17 protein-coding genes are annotated in these 15,396 nt (G+C 44.1%); 3 read left to right on the forward strand and 14 right to left on the reverse strand.

Annotated elements, in window-relative coordinates:
- Positions 1–40 precede the first annotated feature (40 nt).
- The 3 genes from PDUR_RS21150 to PDUR_RS21160 all read right to left on the reverse strand — a co-directional run bounded on the left by PDUR_RS21150 (position 41) and on the right by PDUR_RS21160 (position 4,964).
- Positions 41–1,318 carry an ABC transporter substrate-binding protein gene (locus PDUR_RS21150; RefSeq protein WP_052410334.1) on the reverse strand — a complete coding sequence of 426 codons (1,278 nt, stop codon included), beginning with the start codon at positions 1,316–1,318 and terminating at the stop codon, positions 41–43.
- Positions 1,319–1,495: 177 nt separating this feature from the next.
- Positions 1,496–3,124, reverse strand: a complete 1,629-nt coding sequence (locus PDUR_RS21155; RefSeq protein ID WP_042208073.1) for a response regulator — start codon at positions 3,122–3,124, stop codon at positions 1,496–1,498.
- A gap of 25 nt (positions 3,125–3,149) precedes the next feature.
- Positions 3,150–4,964 carry a sensor histidine kinase gene (locus tag PDUR_RS21160; protein WP_042208074.1) on the reverse strand — a complete coding sequence of 605 codons (1,815 nt, stop codon included), beginning with the start codon at positions 4,962–4,964 and terminating at the stop codon, positions 3,150–3,152.
- Between the two features lie 274 nt (positions 4,965–5,238).
- Here PDUR_RS21160 and PDUR_RS21165 point away from each other — a divergent pair, with 274 nt between their 5' ends.
- The 3 genes from PDUR_RS21165 to PDUR_RS21175 are packed head-to-tail and all read left to right on the forward strand — an operon-like array spanning position 5,239 to position 7,961.
- The gene (locus PDUR_RS21165; protein WP_052410173.1) at positions 5,239–5,775 is read left to right on the forward strand and encodes a DUF6431 domain-containing protein; all 537 of its coding nucleotides are present in this window, start codon (positions 5,239–5,241) and stop codon (positions 5,773–5,775) included.
- Between the two features lie 40 nt (positions 5,776–5,815).
- Positions 5,816–7,168: a DDE-type integrase/transposase/recombinase gene (locus tag PDUR_RS21170; RefSeq protein WP_042205201.1), complete on the forward strand. Its 1,353-nt coding sequence runs from the start codon at positions 5,816–5,818 to the stop codon at positions 7,166–7,168.
- Positions 7,161–7,961 (forward strand): ExeA family protein, encoded by an 801-nt coding sequence (locus PDUR_RS21175; protein ID WP_042205200.1) that lies wholly within the window; start codon positions 7,161–7,163, stop codon positions 7,959–7,961. Before PDUR_RS21170 ends, PDUR_RS21175 begins: the two co-directional genes overlap by 8 nt.
- Positions 7,962–8,492: 531 nt before the next feature.
- On the opposite strand, the gene PDUR_RS21185 is transcribed toward PDUR_RS21175, so the two are convergent.
- The 11 genes from PDUR_RS21185 to PDUR_RS21240 form a co-directional block, all read right to left on the reverse strand.
- Positions 8,493–8,903: a YhfM domain-containing protein gene (locus PDUR_RS21185; protein WP_042208076.1), complete on the reverse strand. Its 411-nt coding sequence runs from the start codon at positions 8,901–8,903 to the stop codon at positions 8,493–8,495.
- 110 nt (positions 8,904–9,013) lie between these two features.
- Entirely contained in the window at positions 9,014–9,475 is a 462-nt protein-coding gene (locus tag PDUR_RS21190; protein WP_042208077.1) for a CDI toxin immunity protein, read from the reverse strand.
- 124 nt (positions 9,476–9,599) lie between these two features.
- Positions 9,600–10,073, reverse strand: a complete 474-nt coding sequence (locus PDUR_RS21195; protein WP_233277416.1) for a macro domain-containing protein — start codon at positions 10,071–10,073, stop codon at positions 9,600–9,602.
- Positions 10,074–10,095: 22 nt separating this feature from the next.
- Positions 10,096–10,314 (reverse strand): P-loop NTPase family protein, encoded by a 219-nt coding sequence (locus PDUR_RS21200; protein ID WP_042209584.1) that lies wholly within the window; start codon positions 10,312–10,314, stop codon positions 10,096–10,098.
- Positions 10,315–10,322: 8 nt separating this feature from the next.
- Positions 10,323–10,850, reverse strand: a complete 528-nt coding sequence (locus PDUR_RS21205; RefSeq protein WP_042208078.1) for a hypothetical protein — start codon at positions 10,848–10,850, stop codon at positions 10,323–10,325.
- A gap of 122 nt (positions 10,851–10,972) precedes the next feature.
- Positions 10,973–11,398, reverse strand: coding sequence for an NUDIX hydrolase (locus PDUR_RS21210; RefSeq protein ID WP_042208079.1), 426 nt, complete (start codon positions 11,396–11,398; stop codon positions 10,973–10,975).
- A gap of 79 nt (positions 11,399–11,477) precedes the next feature.
- Complete coding sequence (locus tag PDUR_RS21215; RefSeq protein ID WP_042208080.1) at positions 11,478–11,966, reverse strand: cysteine hydrolase family protein; 489 nt, start codon at positions 11,964–11,966, stop codon at positions 11,478–11,480.
- A 33-nt stretch (positions 11,967–11,999) separates the two neighbouring features.
- A complete protein-coding gene (locus tag PDUR_RS21220; protein WP_042208081.1) occupies positions 12,000–12,590 on the reverse strand; it encodes a hypothetical protein in 591 nt (196 codons plus the stop codon).
- An 895-nt stretch (positions 12,591–13,485) separates the two neighbouring features.
- Positions 13,486–14,037 carry a lysozyme inhibitor LprI family protein gene (locus PDUR_RS21230; RefSeq protein WP_042208083.1) on the reverse strand — a complete coding sequence of 184 codons (552 nt, stop codon included), beginning with the start codon at positions 14,035–14,037 and terminating at the stop codon, positions 13,486–13,488.
- A gap of 135 nt (positions 14,038–14,172) precedes the next feature.
- Positions 14,173–14,634, reverse strand: coding sequence for a CDI toxin immunity protein (locus tag PDUR_RS21235; protein ID WP_042208084.1), 462 nt, complete (start codon positions 14,632–14,634; stop codon positions 14,173–14,175).
- Between the two features lie 363 nt (positions 14,635–14,997).
- Positions 14,998–15,327 (reverse strand): hypothetical protein, encoded by a 330-nt coding sequence (locus tag PDUR_RS21240; protein ID WP_042208085.1) that lies wholly within the window; start codon positions 15,325–15,327, stop codon positions 14,998–15,000.
- Positions 15,328–15,396: the final 69 nt, after the last annotated feature.

Below are 15,396 nucleotides of genomic sequence, written 5' to 3' on the forward strand. Positions count from 1 at the left end.
ATATCACCAAAGATCACGCCCGGCTGCGGAATTCGCCTCCTTACATATTCGCAGCCTTCACCAGCTTCACCCAAGCCTTCGTCAATTCGTCAAGCACCTGATCCTTTGTCTTGACCTGCGCTACATATTCCTGAAACAGCGCCCCCAGCTCCGTATCAAAACCATCCGGCCAATATCCTTGAACCCAGGGGTAAGTCTCCCCCTTGTTCATATAGCGAATCGTCTCAGCGGCAAGCTGTCCGTCAGGCGCCGCTCCGCCCTTCAAGACTGGGACCTCGCCGTGCCAGCCGTATTGCTTGATATAATCAGTAACGATGTAATCGAGAAAATTTTTCGCTTCATCTATATGCTTGGAGCTGTTGCTGATGCGGAGGAGCACGGAGGAATCGACCATCAGTCTCGCTTTGGAGGGATCGTCTCCGACCGGTTCCGGGAAGAAGCCGATCTCGGCGGACGGATTCGCCTTCAGCATATCGCCTTCCGCCCAGTTCCCGTTATGGATCATAGCCGCCTTGCCCTGAGCCACCAGAGCAAGCCCTGTGCCGTAATCCGTCTCCAGCGGCTTATCGCTGCCGTACTTGACCATCAGATCGATCATATCGAAGGTCCGGCTAAATAACCGCAAATCCTTAAAGGTTTTTGTTCCTTCCGAAATTTCCTGCGCCGTTTGCGCATAATCACCTTCTTCAGCCGCAAGAGTCTGGGATGCGATATGCTTGAACACCCACCATTCCTTGAATGAGTTGGCGAACGGCGTGACGCCTTTAGCCTTCAGGCGCTTGGCCGTTTCCTCCAGTCCGGAAAAAGTTGTGGGCAAGGTGTCAATGCCGGCATCGGCGAACACCTTTTTGTTGTAAATAAAGCCGTACGATTGGATGCTGACAGGCACTCCGTATATTTTTCCATCCCATTCGGCGGCTTTCAGGGCGCTGTCTTCAATCTGATTCAGGAACGGCTCACCGGTGAGCTCCACCACGATGTCCTTATACGTCCGGTTCGCCCAATAGCCCTGAGTCATGAAGATATCCGGCACATCGCCGGAATTCAGCTTTGTTTGGAGGACCGAATCGTACTCGTTGGATATCAGCTCCGTTTCTACCGTAACTTCCGGATGCAGAGCGTGATATTGTTCCGCCATATCATGGAGCTGCTCCGACAATCCTTCGCCAAAGGTGAACATTTTCAAGGTGACTGGGCGGGCCTGCCCGTGGGCATCCTGGGTTTCCGCAGAGTAACTGCCTCCGCCAATCGAACAGCTTGTGAATGCAGCGGCCATAAGAATCCAGCTTAGCACGGTGAATACCGGTTTCTTTTTCATCCTGAGGCTCCTCTATTCAGGCTCCACGTAAACGTTTAAGGCTCCTCTATGACAGAATAACGCGAAGCCGTTCCGATTGTAATGTACAAAAATGAAGCATTTATAGGAATATCCTGAACTCCGAAAATGGCCAGCACAGCGGATCACGGGCGCGATACTTATAGCTTTACAGCCGTCTCAGATGCTCTTTTTGGATTGCAGCGTCAGGTTCCGGTATTCGCTTGGCGACAGGCCGGTGTATTTCTTGAAGGCTTTGCTGAAATAGGCGTTGTCGTTAAAGCCTACCTTGCTGGAGACGAGTTGGATTTTGATGGACGGATCATCCAGCATTTCCTTGGCCCGGTCCATTCGCACCTTGAGCACATACTCGTAGATACCGAAGCCGAACCTTTCTTTAAAGAGCCTGGACAGATATTCCTTGCTTAAATAATACTGCTCCGAGAACATTGTCAGATGGATATCTGTAAAAAAATGGTCGTCGATATAGTTCTTGATGCGAATAATGTTGAAAGCTTCCGAATTTTTCAGCCCATCCTGAATTCTGTCGAACACGAGCGAAATGACGTGAAACACAAATTCGCTAAAATCCTCGAACGTAGGGTAAGCAGCGACGGTACCGTAGGATAACAGCCTTCCCTGTGAATCTTCGGCGATGCCAAGCTGAGCCGCAATATCCTCGATCATCAGGATAAATTCGGCGGCGGCTTTTCTCGCGTCGTCCATACTGAAATAGCCGGTCTGCTTGATAAGCTCAAAATACCCATTCACAATCCCCCGGGTAAACTCGATATTCCCGCTCTCGAAAGCGCGGATCAGCAGCTCTTTTTTGTTCATAATAGAAGACAATTCTGCCCTGCGTCCGGTCTGGGCTTCCGTGAATACCCGGTTCTCGCATTTAAGGATGTTGATGCTGGACTTGATGGCATGGGCTTCGCTGTAGGATTCCCCCAGCTTTTCAAAGGAAGCAGAAAAACCGCCAATCCCGGCGATTGAAGCAAAGCCGAACAGGGTCTGCAAAGTATGGATAACTTCTATCATTTTAGCGGCGCTGTACACTTGGGGTTCCGGGCGGGTACCGATTTCGAGCACGACTATAATCTCATGATCGATCTTGTAGCTTCGGAAGCTGAAGCCCTGGCTCCAGGGAGCGCAGCATTCGTCAATCATATTCGTTAATGCAAAATAGCAGGAGAACGAGTCTCCCTTAAATTTGGAAGCGCACACCTCTTCAAAATTAAGCACCTGAATAATGGCGCAGCCGTACAGAACATGCTGCTTCGTCATGGAGGTCAGCTTCTTGTAATCTTCAAGAATCGGGGGATGGATGCGGTCGCCGTCGATGATCATGGTCAGGAGCTTTTCCTTGAACAGGGGCAGAGACAAATTATTCATCATGCTTTGACGCTGCTTCATCTCCCGGTCCTTTCTTTCTTCGTTCAACTGCCGGACCGCCTCGCTCAAAGACCGGTTCAGCTCCACCTTATCGACCGGCTTCAGCAAATAATCCAATACCCGGTACTGGATGGCTTGCCTTGCGTATTCAAACTCGTCGAAGCCGCTGATGATGATATATTTGACTTCCGGGTGCCGGGCACTCGCTCTGTGCAGCATTTCCATTCCGTCCATGACGGGCATCTTGATATCGACCAGGACGATGTCCGGCTTCCACTCCTCCAGCAGCCGGAGTCCTGTATGCGCTTCAGGGGCCTCTGCGATTTCGGACACCGCCAGCTTCTCCCACTCTCCGGCGAGCCTGATCGCCATCCGGACAGGACGCTCATCATCGACAATCAACACCTTATACATGCCAAGATCCCTCCCGATTGTTTGCTCATGGGTATATCCCTCCGGCCTCCACAGGAATGATGATTTGTACGGATGTCCCTCCCTCCGGAAGGTTGCGGATGTCCAGCCTGGCGTCACTATGGATTAACAGCTTTAATCTCTCGGATAAATTCTTCAGCCCGATGCTCCCCTGCTGCCCGTTCATCCAATTCTCCTTCTGCAGCAGCTCCTGCAGTTCTTTGAGCCGGGCTTCCGGAATGCCGGGACCGTTGTCGCTGACCTCGATGATGGCCCGGCCTTCCCTGAAATAGCCCCGAATTGTGATCAAGACAGGGTCCAGAGTCTGCTCCAGAACATGTTTGATCGAATTCTCCACCAATAGCTGAACAGCCATTTTGGGGATGGGGATATCGGTAATAGTTTCTTCCAGATCGATCTTGACGGATAACCTTTCGCCGTACCTGGCCTGCTGGAGCATCACATAGCTTTCGACGTTTTTCATTTCCTGGGACAGATTCACGTTATCGCCGGTCCGGATCGAATACCGCAAAATATAAGCCAGCGCCTGCACCATCCGGTCAATATGATCAACCCTGTGAACGAGCGCCTCCGTCGAAATCGTCTGCAGGGCGTTATATAAAAAATGCGGATTGATCTGCGCTTCGAGCGCCTTCATACGCGCGGTCTTCTCACCCAGCTTGGCTTTATACTCTTCATTAATCAGATCGTTGATCTTGGCAACCATCGCGTTGAATTTTTTTGAGAGATAGGCGATCTCATCATTGCCGTTAATTTCAATCATCACATCGAAGTTCGCGCCGCCGACCTTTTCCATCTGCTTCGACAGCCTCTTCAGCGGACGTGTAATCGTTTTCGTTGCAAACGTGACGAGCAGTGTGCCGATCAGCAAAAAGACCAGTCCGATTAAAAACTCCAGATTTCTCGTGTTTTTGGCCCGCTCGTTCAAGGCACTGGTGGAGATCAGCTTGACCAGCTTCCAGCCGTCGCCCGGCGAAACGTCGTACATGACGAGAAAATTCTGCTGTCCGCTGTTCCAGTTCAGATAGCCTTCCGGCTTCGTCCAGTCAATGGATTGCACCAAATCCGCTTCATTACTTAAAGTCTTCGAATTGCTGTTATAAAAGGAAGTATTATTCCGGTCAAAAATCGCGATGACCTCGGCATTCTGCTCAAGGATATCGTTAATCATCTTATCTCTGTATGCGGAGTTGATCGTGATGGACACCATACCCAACGGCCTCTGGTTCGGAATATTTATGAGTGCCCTATGAAAAGTGAAAAACAGCGGTTTGTTATCCGTATTATACGCCCAGGATGACTGCAGCGGCGGTTTGATGCTTCGAAATGTATTGGCTCTGGAGCTGGCCTCTTTGAACCATGGGTCCGACATGATAAACTCAGGGTAATCGACTTCCAGCTTCGGCGAATCCGTCAGCCGCGATATGGTATACTCAGCCCCGGTCCGCGGAATATACAAGGAGACAGCGGCGATATCTCTGCTGGAGAAGAACAGGTTCCGCAGCTGGTTCTCAATGTAGAGACGGCTTGAAAAATCCGCTTCGTCGTTAATCAGCGCCTCCATAAAGTTGTCATCCCGCCTGAACGTCAACGACAGCGCGTCAATCTGCGCCACGTAGTTTTCCAGACTTTCGTTCATATGCTTCAGCTCTTTAGCCGTATTGGAAATGTAGTTATCTTTGATAATCCAGATAGTCCGGTAATAGGACACGGTGACAAGCACCAGAATCAGCACGCAGACAATGAGCGAAAAAGCCAATCCCAGCTTATTCCCCAGCTTCCGGGTGTATCTCCTTGACAGATTCAGAAGAAAGCGCTTCACCCCATCACCGCCATTGCCAATATAATAATGAAGACGATTTCAAGATAAATTAATAGTATCATACCTGACTGGAGGGCTCTATTGTTAAATGTTTCTGCTAAAGCATAACGCCGCGAAGCTGGCGGGATTGCCTGTCCGGAAGTTGCCAGATATAATGACCGTATTCTAGCAAAGGAAAAAGGATACTTCCATCGCGTGTATGCCTGCTAGCACAGGCCGCACCGGAAATATCCTTCATCATTAGACATGGTCATTGTAACAGAGTATGCGCTGGTTGAAAAGATCCCTGGTGTTTTTCGTCAGGGGTGCGGAGGAGGTGCCCTGCCCGTGCTGCACAGAGAACCTGGAGATTATCGGTAGCCGGGAGCGGAAGGTCCGGGGTGGGGGTGGTGAGCTGCGCCAACTGGTGATTCGCAGACTCCGGTGTGCGGGATGCCGCAGGATTCACCATGAGCTCCCGGATCTACTCATTCCCTATAAACGGTACGATTCCCGTTGTATCGAACAGGCGGTCACGGAGCCGGAGGCGTCCGTGACCGCCTGCGCGGAAACCTCTACGTTACGGCGTTGGAAGGTCTGGTTTCGCGTGCTCTCTATCTACTTCATCCTCGTTCTGCAGGCGCTGGAGGCTCGGATGTCCGGCCTCGCTCCCGGGTCCCCCGAAGCTTCGGATCACCTGCGTATGACCTCCGCCCCCGCCTTTCGTCAGCAAGGACCCGGCTGGCTGGCCAGACTTGTCCGCCCCGTCGCAAACGCTCATTTGTGGGTACATACCCGTTTTGCCTATCTGTCCGCCCCGGCTCTACGGTAGACTCTCCTTGAGTTCATTTCAGGAAGGAGTTTACCGACCCATGAAAGACCAAAAGAAAGCCGAAGCCCTCGCCGCAGAGCGGATGCAGCTTCTCGCTCCCCTGCTTGCCGAAGGGCTGGACCCGGCCAAAGCCCGGGAGATGAAAGCGCAGATTTGTAAGCAAACCGGACTCTCCGAACGTACCTTGCGCCGGTATTTGGCGAGTTACCGGAGCGAAGGATTTACCGGCCTGAAGCCCAAAGGCAAAGGGCGGCAGCCCTCCGAAGAGATTCTTCCTACCGCCGTGCTCGAGCAAGCGATTCTCTTGCGCCGGGAGGTCCCCGGCCGCAGCGTCGCACAGCTCATTCAGATTTTAGAATGGGAAGGGCGGATTTCGCCGGGCCAAATTAAGCGTAGTACCCTGCAGGAGAGACTGACTGCCTGTGGCTACAGCTCGCGCCATCTGCGGATGTACGCCGAATCCGGGGTTGCCGCCAGACGCTTCCAGCAGCGCCACCGGAACCAGCTGTGGCAGTCAGACCTCAAATACGGACCGTATTTGCCCCTTGGCGAAAGCGGGACGATGAAACAGGTGTATCTGGTCGTGTTCATTGACGACGCTACAAGGTTTATTCTGCATGGGGAGTTTGTGCCGGTCATGGACCAGCGGCTGGTCGAATCGGCGTTTCGCCAAGCGATCCAGAAGTATGGGGTACCAGAAGCGGTCTATTTTGACAACGGCAAGCAGTACCGTACCCAAGCCATGACCCGGATATGTTCCAAGCTCGGAACCCGGCTGCTCTATGCGAAGCCCTACTCGCCTGAATCCAAAGGCAAGGTCGAACGGTTTAACCAAATCGTCGATTCGTTTCTGAGCGAAGTCGCCTTGGAGAAGCCGAAGACACTCGAGCAGTTGAATGAGCGCTTCGAGGTATGGCTCTCGGAGTGCTACCAGCACAAGCCCCACTCCGCCCTGCCGGACAAGCAAAGCCCGGAAACGGCGTTTCGGAGTGACAAGAAAGCACTGCGGTTCATGGACCCGGATACCTTGGCGGACGCGTTCTTGCATAGTGAAAAGCGGAAGGTCGACAAGTCGGGCTGCATTAGCTTCATGAACCGAAAGTACGAAGTGGGCCTGACGGTCATTGGCTGTACGGTCGAGGTGGTTTATGACCCGGCAGACCCCACGGAACTGACGATTGAGTATGAGGGACGAGCGCCGTGGCGGGTGCGCGAGATGGAAATCGGTCAGCGGGCGGGAACCCGTCCGGCGTTGCCGGAGCACCTGGGCGCATCTATGACCGACACGTCGAGACTGCTGGAGGCGGCAGAGCAGCGACACCAGCAGCGCAAACAGCGGGAAGCACCTGCGGTGACGTACCGCAGAGTGCAGGCGGAGGATGGCCATGTTTGAGTCCTTCTACGAGTTGCACCGTGCTCCGTTCTCCAGAGATCTTGCGGTAGACGAGTTATATGCGTCTGCGTCGCAGGAAGAAATGCTCGGGCGTCTGGCCTATGTCGCGGAACGCCAGTGGTTTGCCGTGCTCACAGGGGACTGCGGGACCGGGAAAACGACTACGATCCGGCGGTTAGCCAAGGAACTGGACGAGGCGCGCTTTAAGCTACTCTACCTGTCCGATTCGAAACTGACCCCGCGCCACTTCTACAAAGGGCTGCTGGAGCAGCTCGGCTGTGAGTCGAAATTTTACCGGGGGGATGCAAAACGGCAGTTACACCGGGAGATTGAACTCATGCGTGGGATTCACCGGCTACAGCCCGTGGTCGTGGTCGATGAAGCCCATCTGCTGGACCGGGAGATGCTGGAGGAACTGCGATTTCTACTAAATCTGAAAATGGATTCACAGAGTCCGATGGCCCTGATTCTGGTGGGGCAAAGCGAACTGTGGGACCGGCTGGGGCTGCAAGCCTATGCGGCGATCCGCCAGCGAATTGATATGCAGTGTTATCTTCCGCATATGGACCGGGCGGAAGTGGGGGCCTATATGAAGAGGCATCTGAGTGCAGCAGGTGCCGAGCATGAACTGTTTACGGAGGCGGCGATGGATGAAATCTACCGTTTTTCCAGCGGAGCCGCCCGGCTGGTGAACAAGCTCTGTACCCACGCGTTGATCTACGGCGCACAGAACAAGCACCGGATTGTGGACGACCATATGGTAAAGCGCGTGATCCAGGGAGAATTGTCATGATTCTCCCTGCTTTTCTATCCTACTGCGGACAGCATGGCCGTCAATAGCAGGACAGCTTACACCGTCAACCTCCGGTCATTATGGGTTAGCAGTAACAGTTAAAAGGTAAAAAAATCACTCCAGCGGCTGATTACGAAACGCCCAGCATTTCCTGGAATCTCAAACTTCCAAAAGGATTATGCGCCGACTCGGCGAATAGTACCTATATTAATGAAGAAAGGCGGAATTATACGAATTATGGGTTGTTTAGATACGGACATTAAACTGTTCACCGCCGCTCTCTTGCAGGCTCGCATCATCATCCGCAAAAAGGACGGGGTCGTCGTGAGCTGCGGTAACTCCATCCAATGCTACACACCGTTTACCGTCAAAATTGGGGGCTTATCCTACATAAGAAGCGAGTTTGATTTCGTGGTTTATTCGCCGAGGTGATGAGATGCGTTCGAAAACATTTTCCACTCTTTGTTTATTTATCCCGTCCATTTCATGAAGAATCAATAAGGATAAGTTAAGTTATATCCCCTTTAGTTTCTATTTCTTTAATAAATCTCTCAAATGATTTGCATATTTCATTGGAATTTCGTATCCCTGACTTGTATCTGATTGATCTACCAATAATCCATTCATTGTTCTATCTGATCCTAGCGACAAATGATAATCCTTTGTTGTATTGTTAGCAAATGTAACTGTCAAATTATATTCTGCTATGTAATTTAGTTCACCTTTCATTTTTATTGCATTATTAATCGCTTCTTCAAATATCTTAATGGATTGTGCATTTTCAAAATATTTACTCTCGCATAATTCATCTTTAATAGGTTGAAGGCAATCAAGTCTTATAGAGGTAATCGAATCATTTGAGTCTGTCTTACTATTACATCCTGTAACAATGACTAAGATCAGCAATATGGCTATTAGATATCTTTTATGAATGTTTATCATCTCTTTTCTTATTCACTAAGGGCATTTCACCTAACGTTCTTGTATTTACGAACCCGAGAGGCTTAAGGAGCGCTAGCAAATGGATCGTCAGACTTAGCTAATTTCTCGAATCAATCTTTGCTCTTAATCATTTTTCTAATTATTCCGTCATGAAATATCTCTATTACATAATTGTTTTCTTTATATAGCCAAACATCTGGGGATACAGCTGTGACTTCATTAATATTCTCTATTATCTTATTCATCTTAGCTTGTATTACTGGATCGAAGCCGTGACTCCACAAAACATAACCTTCCTCATCCTTCATCAAGTACAAGGTTTCTAATGTTTTCAAATCGATTTCTTCAAATTCATATTTCGTCCAGTCTATTCGCCCAAAGAATGTGATTTGATATTCATTTTGAAATGCAGTATAAATCTCTTCAGTCTTTTCATTACTGAATATTACAGTCCCTTCACCGAGTGCCTCCATACATTCATCGAAGAATGAGCTCGTTCCTTTCTTTTGAGCCTTTAACTTTTGTCTTTCCAGTAATAATTGAAGTTTTGCTTTTCTTGATTTCGCATCCATAAGCCAGCTCCTATAAATATCACGTTTCGTCAATTTCGCTTAATTACCTATAACATTCCCGCATTCGTGAATGCATTGTTATGTGATGTCCCTGTCCTCTTCGAACAATTACTCAAATCCATATCTATAATCTACAAACTGTGATCTTTACAGATGTATTGATAAATTCATTTATTATTATCTCTTTTACTCTTCCCCATTGTAATTTATCTAGGCCACAACCAATTTCAGGCATAGCTATTTGGTTGATGGATTCTTGCATACAAATTTCTTTCATTGAACTTAATGATAATGTTAATGTCTCATAGGTTGGTTTTTGCCAATATTTTTTCTTGGTTATTAAATTAAACACTCTGTCTACTTTATAACATTTACCTACAATTAATTCATTTCTACTTGCAATATCTTGAAGTGAGGATAACTTGAATCTCTTCCGAAATTGCACAGCAATACCCGCCCCCATCTTAGCATCTGCTGAAATACAGTGGGCCAAATGGTAATCCTCTGGCATAGAAAATAAGTCTTTTTTAATCTCTTGAAATTCCATAGGATTCACTCCATCATAATATTTCTTTTCTTCTCTAAACTTTCTATCCATTCATCAACCTGTCTTCTTGTTTTTACAATGTTCTTGAGTAGTTTCCATCGATTATCCATTGATCTTCGTTCGTAAATTTTTCAACGATCTGATCCCACTCATCATTTGGTGTAGGGACCCAATTGGCATTCCAAAAATGTGCATCCAAATGTATTACCGGAATATTGAGTATTTTGCTAAGCTTCTGAGATAAGGTCGATTTGCCCGATCCGCCTGATCCAATAACCAATATTCGATTCATACTGCCTCCTACTCCTTGTCTTTGTAGGGCACTTCAACAGCTACTTTTCCATCTTTGGTATAGGCTTTTACTTTCATTTCATTAATTTCTGCTATCGCATACCATATTCTCTTCCAGTTGGTATTTATAATATTCCCTTCGATTATCTGTCCGTGTTTATCTGTAACTTCGATTTTTGTTATATCAGGAGTGTCAATTAAACCATATAAGATCCTATAACTCTCTTTCTGATCCAAATGAATTCTCCCAGCTTCAATAATGACTTTGGAAGGTGAATAATAAGAGTATGAATCTATAACCTTCCAGCCTTTCTGTTCATTTCCCTGAAAAATGGCTACTCCGATTCCAGTATTGTTACTATCAAACGGAGCCTTATAAAAACCAATGACCTTCTCTTCTACTTGTTTTGTGTAAAGCAGTTCATAATGTTGATCTGGATGTTGTTTTCGAAATGCTTCGGTTATTGTATTGCTTTTACATCCTCCGATGAATGCACATACAAGAATAATAAGAATTAAATACTTAATATGATTCATGCCTTCTCCTATCTACCTGGATCTTCATCCGCTAAAATACCTTGGGCAGACCCAGAAGCTCTGCTTCCGCAGCGTGAATGCTGTGTTATATGAAGGATTCGCCTTCTTCGAAATCGCTAAGTTTATCTTCTTCCTTGATCAGTATATGGTATTTCTATGTTCTTATTTATTAGTATTCTTATTCCTTCTTCGTAATACGGCATTAATTGTTCTGCTTCATTAATGTCTTTCCATGCTATCTCAGTTATTTCCTCTGGTCTTTCGATACGTTCATGTCCATTTGTAATCTCGCCGTTAAAAGTAAAAAATACAGCATGTTCCTGCCTATCTTCAAAAATGCATTCATTAACTGCAACTATGCCGAATACATTCACTTCATATCCAGTTTCTTCTTTCACCTCTCTAATTGCAGCTTGTTTTAGTGTTTCTCCTTTTTCTACCGCTCCTCCTGGTAAGGTCCAACTATTATTGTCTTTGTTCTTTACCATCAAGATTTTAGTTTTGTTTTCTTTAGTTATTAATGAGTAGGCTACATCAACTCTATTCAAAGTTACATCCCCTTAAGTTTTTTTGCATATATTACATATATTGTTATATGCTATCGGAGCCTTCCTTGCCTTTCTGCTTTCACTTTCTTATTAAATATTCAACGACAGGATAAGAGATCAAGTTCCTATCCCGGTATGTTGAAGTTATCACATCACTATTATTACTTAAAATTCCATTTTGTAATAGTACAGGCTTAAATCCTCGTTCAATGGCTCCGTTATAGGTAAATAAAACGCAATGCTCTGCGGCAAACCCTGAAATGATTATTAACTCTACGCTTTGTTTCAATAAAATTTGTTCTAATTCTGTCTTCCAAAATGCATTCGAGTTTTCTTTGGTCAGTATCAAGTCTTTTTCTTCGGTTTGAATTTCTGGAACACTATTATATAAATCTCTATTTGGTTCTTTAAGACCTTCAATGTCTTGAACATGTATGACAACATGATCATTCGAACGAAGCAAATCTGACACATAATTGATATACTCGCAAGCTCTATCTATTATTTTCTTTTCTAGATCCTGTAGATGGATTGTTTGCATATCAATAATTAAAAAACCAATTTTCATCAAGGACACTCCCTATTGCATACGCCTTCCTGACTACGCCATAAATTCGAACTTATACTTCATCAATTTATTTAACTGATTATACTGATCTAAAGTGCAAAAACTTATAATGCAGTCTTGTTCTAGGTTCAAAAATATATAACGTTCTTCTAACTGCAGTTCACTACACAAATCAGAAAACTTCTCAACAAAGCCAATATCAAACCAATCATAATTATATTGTAATTCCCAGTTATATTCCTTATTGTAAAGTTCAAAGGAAAACCAAGCTACTTCATGATCATGATCCACCATACTTTTTATATTTTGCAAAGGCAGTTTTCCTTTAGCCAAAATTATCATTTTGTTAGCAAGTTCAGCATAAATATCTTCATCTTCAACACATTCCATATCGAAATGCCATACATCATTAGAAACTATAACTAATTCATCTTTTTCGTTACCAAATTCTCCGCCCATTACTATCAACAATGTATAGTACGGATCCTGTTCATACTCTTCTCGATCGAAGTGTTCGAACAAATAATCAATAGAAATATTAGTTTCTAAACTGATTCCGAGCTCATTAAGAGTGTTAATTTGATCTTCTAATGTAATCCTTTTCTTTTTGAATAATCCAAACATGTTTTTCTCCTCATCTTTTTAATACTTTATATTATTTATTCTGAATAACGCGAAGCAAAGTAAATATATTAGGTTTGTAACCCCAAACAACAAAAAAACACCTGGGCTTAACAACATATACATACTGTATGGAAAGCTCCAGATGAATGAAATGAATAGAATAATACTTCTGTTAAAAAATTGGCCTATTGCAAATAAAACGCTCGGAAGAACTAGCATGATCAAGGTAATTAACGGGCTAGTTTGATTCATTCCTTCAGCATATGGATTTACCCAAATTAAAATAAACCAAAGAGCAATTGTTGACGCACTCGCCATATAGCCAATTCGTTTAATATATTTCATACGAATACACCTCTTTATTTTTTGAACATCACGGACCCGTAGGGGTAATAATCAATCATAAAATAAAGTTAAGTAAGCAGGGTACATTATCGGCAAGCTCACTAGAAATCCTGTAATCATAATAATTATTGCTTGTTTTATTGAATTGAGTGATCTATAGAATAGTATTTTCATATTTCTGTTATAGTAGAAGCAACTAATTAGGATGAGCAATATATAGATTATTAACGTCATTAAACCGATGGATCTCGATGTTACCGAAGGTCCAATATAATCTTCTCAAAACCTATGCTGATACTCAAATCCAAAATAAGCAATGTAGGAAAATAGATAAATACAACCCGTTATTAGAGATGCTACGATAAGTAATATAATCTTTATCTTTGGTGTATGAATACCCTCATTGGAATTTTCGCTCATAAAGTCCTGCTTTCTGATTATTTTACCTAACATTTTCGTGCGCCCCGCCACATTAAGACTCTGCAGGAGCTTTCATTAACAATATTCGAGCGGCTTAAGGCTAAGTATGTAGTTAGGCCTTTTCATACTCTCACTTTCCCTTATAAAGGAAATCTAATTGGTAGTCGTTTAGTTCGAAATAATATTCCATTAATTGGATCGTTCTCTGTCTTATTCTTTCTCGTTTAACAATTGTGTTAGTAACATAACCCTGCGTGCCGAAATATCCCTTACTTAAGAAGGTTTGGTCCATAAATTCTAATTCTTTCAAATGATAGGTTTCCCATCCTTTCTGTGAAGCTTCCAGCAATTTATACTCGTCATCAGAAAGTTTCATTTTTAGCTTTTTAATTATTTCATTAAGTTCATCTTTCCATATCCCATAGTATTTATCTTCTAGTTGTACCCACCCAAATGTTGAGAATTCTTTTGATGTTTGAAACTTTTCTGATTCAATATCATATTCTCTGTCAATCGGATTATTCTTTATAATATTGTTAAAATCATCTGGCCCCATTTGGTAGTCTCCATAGTAGATACTATCTTCATTATTTTCAGAAGAAGAATCAAGATGAGTATCGTGTTTATCATCACATGAAGAAAGCAATAAAATCGCAAACAAAATAATTATTAGTTTTTTCATTGAAATACCTCAATTAATAAGTTTGTTGTTAGGCCTATTGCATATAATATCCTTGTATCTAGGGAACCCGAGAAGCTTAAGTGAGCGTTAACGAAAAAATCAAATTGGACTTACTCTCATGAGGTTGTCTGCCTTTCAATCTTTGCCCTTAATCGTTCTTCTAATTATTCCGTCATGAAATATCTCTATTACATATTCGTTTTCTTTATACAGCCAAACATCTGGAGATACAGCTGTGACTTCATTAATGTTCTCTAATATCCTATTAATTTTAACTTGTATTGATGGGTTGAAGTCGTGACTCCACAGAATATAAACGATCTCATCCTTCATCAAGTACAAGGTTTCTAATGTTTTTAAATCGATTTCTTCAAATTCATATTTCGTCCAGTCTATTCGTCCATAGAATGTGATTTGATATTCATTTTGAAATGCAGAATAAATCTCTTCAGTCTTTTCATTACTGAATATTACGGTCCCTTCACCGAGCGCCTCTATACATTCATCGAAGAATAAGCTCGTTTTATTTTTTTGAGCCTTTAGCTTTTGTCTTTCCAGTAATAATTGAAGTTTTACTTTTCTTGATTTCGCATCCATAAGCCAGCCCCAATTCATAATGTCGTCGTGTTTCGGCAATTTCCCATAACTTTGTTATGTTCGCGAACCCGATAGGTTTAAAGTTCTTCAGCGCCGGGTCGAAGACTTGGCCTCGCAGGGTTATCATCCAGCCATAACCTCCTCGTCTTAGCTTCTGCGGACCAAGGATCGATAGGACGCAGCGGGAAAAAGGTATTACCCATGCTAATGTCCTCTTGAGTTACCTTAAACATTAGGAACCATAAAAATATTTAGTTTTCTTTGTTTCTTTCTTCATCACCTTATACTTTTTACATATATACTCCCCTATAGTTATTCTTTCGTTTGTATAATATGATTGTATTTTTATAATTTTACCGTTTTTTAGATGCAACCTATAATAATCTTCTTCCGGACTTCCGGACTTGCCACATTAATTTCGATCTGGCCAAATTTTTTCACGCTATAAAACTCTATAAAATCTATTTCGTGAATATCAACTTCAAAAAGTCTATAGCCAAAAAAGTATTTGGTCACCGTGTCGTTAGACACTAGGTAACTGTTACCCATAATAACTAGAAAGACTGCAACGGAAGGAATTAAAACGCCTGATGCCAGCGTTGTGCCGTTGAAATATATCCATACCATATTGAATATGATTAAAATAACTCCGAGGAAGGCTTTTGCAAAAATGCTTCTTTGAAATTTCATCATAGTATTATATCCCTTTTCTTCTACATTAATTTCTGACAACGTTTTCGTATGTACTAATGTTTATAGCCG

Origin of the sequence: Paenibacillus durus, from assembly GCF_000756615.1 — a bacterium.
In the GTDB taxonomy this organism is placed as follows: Bacteria; Bacillota; Bacilli; order Paenibacillales; family Paenibacillaceae; genus Paenibacillus_AQ; species Paenibacillus_AQ durus.